3 protein-coding genes and 1 pseudogene are annotated in these 2493 nt (G+C 69.2%); 1 reads left to right on the top strand and 3 read right to left on the bottom strand.

Annotated features, from left to right (window positions below; translation table 11 throughout):
- Positions 1 to 385, top strand: a 385-nt coding sequence (locus AC31A1_RS50060) for an ATP-dependent helicase C-terminal domain-containing protein (RefSeq protein ID WP_489659702.1), incomplete at its 5' end; no start/stop codon positions are given.
- Here AC31A1_RS50060 and pgfA read toward each other — a convergent pair.
- The 3 genes and pseudogenes from pgfA to AC31A1_RS50045 all read right to left on the bottom strand — a co-directional run.
- On the bottom strand, positions 375 to 1367 hold the full coding sequence (pgfA, locus tag AC31A1_RS50055) for a cell envelope lipid trafficking protein PgfA (RefSeq protein ID WP_489659701.1): 993 nt from the start codon (positions 1365 to 1367) through the stop codon (positions 375 to 377). The two genes, AC31A1_RS50060 and pgfA, sit on opposite strands and share 11 nt — an antisense overlap.
- Before the next feature lie 41 nt (positions 1368 to 1408).
- Positions 1409 to 1543: an SPW_0924 family protein gene (locus AC31A1_RS50050; RefSeq protein ID WP_106437209.1), complete on the bottom strand. Its 135-nt coding sequence runs from the start codon at positions 1541 to 1543 to the stop codon at positions 1409 to 1411.
- A gap of 166 nt (positions 1544 to 1709) precedes the next feature.
- Positions 1710 to 2493, bottom strand: a pseudogene (locus AC31A1_RS50045) (lytic transglycosylase); the annotation flags it as partial.

The following is a 2493-nucleotide window of genomic DNA, read 5'->3' as shown; positions in this document are numbered from 1 at the left end:
ACAGGGGCTGCGGCGGTTGTTGCCGTGGGCCTCGGGGGCCGCGGGGCGGTTGGACGAGTTGGCTCCGGAGCGGTTCCTCGTGCCGAGTGGGTCCAGGATCCGGATCGACTACGGGAATCCCGAACAGCCCGTGCTCGCCGTGAAGTTGCAGGAGATGTTCGGACTCCACGAGTCGCCGACCGTCGCCGGGGTGCCCGTGCTCGTGCATCTGCTGTCCCCCGCCGGGCGGCCCGCCGCCGTCACCGCCGACCTCGCTTCCTTCTGGAAGGACGGCTACAAGGGCGTGCGGGCCGAGTTGCGGGGGCGGTATCCGAAGCACCCGTGGCCCGAGGACCCGGCGAGCGCCGAGGCCACGCGGTTCACGAACGCGCGGCTCAGGCGGTGACCGGTTCCGGTTCGTGGACCTCGGTGGGGGCGGGGTCTCCGGGGCGCCTGCTGCGGGCCTCCAGGTAGAGGGAGAGGGCCAGCAGGAGGAGGCCGAGGGTCAGGAAGCCCCAGGGGAGGTAGGAGACCATCAGCAGGACGAGGGTGCGGTTGGACTTCACCAGGGCGACGGTGTGCTTGATGTAGTCCTCGCGCATCTTCACGTCGCCGGCGAACGCCGTCACCTTGGCCCGGTCGCCCAGGAGAGTGCCGCCGCGCAGCTCCTCCTTGTGGAGCTCCTCGCCGTAGACCGGTGCTCCGGTGACGGGTTCGACCCAGAACCTGCGGACCGTGGTGTACCAGCGGGTGGTGCCCGTCTTGGCGACGGACTCCGGGGTGATGCCCTTCACGGGCATCGTCTTCGGGAAGGGGACCTTGGTCCAGGGGATGGTCTGCTCGAAGTAGTAGACCTTGACGCCGCGGAAGTTCTGGGTGCCCTTGTAGTGGATGGGGTTGGTGGTGCGGGTCTGCGCGTCGAAGTACTCGTAGTCCCGTTTCTGGGTCAGGAACGGCCACTTGAACTCGATGCCGTCCCGTTTCACCGGGTCGCCGTCGACCATCTCGCCGGTGGCGTGGACGGGGTCCTGGGTGTGCGCGTCGAAGATGTAGCGCTCGGGGATCGACGACACCATCTTGCCGTCGGGGCCCTGGACGTAGGACAGGCCGTCCCAGACGACGACGTCCCGGCCGGCCGTCTTGTCGATCTTCTTGGCGGCCTCGACGTTGCCCTTGAGGGTCTGCACGATGGTGACCTTGGGGACCGTCTTGGCCCGCATGGTGCCGTAGTCGAGGAGGGTGGCGTTCTTCGCCTCCAGGACCATGTCCTGGTACTGGTTCGCCGGGATCTTGGCCAGGCGCGGGAAGGCGTACCAGCGCAGCAGCGGGGACAGCGCCGTGAAGAACACGGCGAGGGCGAGCAGGATCAGGCTGGCCTTACGGCGCATCTCGGCCTCCATCCCAGGGAGTCAAACGCTTGCGCAAGCGTTTACGGGTGCGCGGGCACCGTCGTCAGCAGCGGTTTCGGCGAGGTCTTGCCCATCGGTGAGCCCATCGCGGTGATGGTCAGGACCAGCGCGAACGCGAGCACGAGTCCGGTCGCAGCGGCGATCAGGGCACGCATGCCGGCCTCCCGACAGACAGAAACCGAATGGATTCAGGAACTGATAGGTCGTCAGGTCCGGCACCGTAGCAACGCACGGGCGAGATGAGAACACGTTGCACACACGACAAAGGCGCCCACCCGCCGAAGCGGAGGGGCGCCCTCGTCCTACGGTCGTGCGGCCGGGCTACGCGCTCGGCGACGCGGACGGGCTCGCGCCGGCGCTCGGGCTGGACGAGGAGGTGTCGTCGGCCGCCGCGACGGTCAGTTCGACCGTGAGGGTCGCGCCGCCCGTGGTGGTGATCCGGAGCAGGAAGGTGCCGGTGGTGTCGTCGGCGTACAGCTTCGGCAGCTTCAGGAGGCCGTCGGCGTCCGTGGCCAAGCCCGTGAGGGTGCGTACGGTCTTGCCGTCCGCGTCCTTGAAGTAGGGGCCCTTGTCGTTCTCGGTGGCGTCGTCGGCGGCCTTGATGAGGGTCGCGGTGGCGGCGACCTTGTCGGCGACGGCGCCGTTCTCCGTTGCCTTCACCTCGACCTGGTCGGCGAACTCGCCGCCCGGCGTGCAGGTCAGCGCCGTGGTGCTGGTGCGGACGAGGGTGTCGGCGACGCGGGGCGTGACGCTGGCCGCGTAGTCGAGACCGGCGATCGTACGGCCGACGACGGTCGCGCGGACGGTGAAGTCACCGGTGGTCTCGCCTGCTTGGAGGGCGGGGGCGACGGCCACACCGGAGGCGTTGGTGGTGACCGTGGCGACCTTCTCGCCGCCCGTGAAGGTGGCGTCCGTGGTCCCGACGATCGTGAACCGGATCCTGACCTTGGCGACCGTCTTGCCCGCCGAGGTCTCGGCCTTGGTACTGATCTTCTTGCTGAACTGGTCGCCCGCGACCGCCGTGAGCTTCGCCGTGCCCGCGTCCGCGAGCTTGGCCACCGTGTCGGTGGGGGTCGGCGTGGGCGTCGGCGTCGGGGTGGGCGAC

The sequence above is a fragment of the Streptomyces sp. P5F9 genome, from assembly GCF_057961495.1.
Note: the sequence above shows the minus strand (reverse complement) of the source record. Positions and strands in the feature narration are given on the sequence as shown.

Excerpts from the sequence above, each read along its gene's own strand:
- pgfA (WP_489659701.1), bottom strand. The coding sequence starts at position 1,367 with ATGCGCCGTAAGGCCAGCCTGATCCTGCTCGCCCTCGCCGTGTTCTTC.
- AC31A1_RS50050 (WP_106437209.1), bottom strand. The coding sequence starts at position 1,543 with ATGCGTGCCCTGATCGCCGCTGCGACCGGACTCGTGCTCGCGTTCGCG.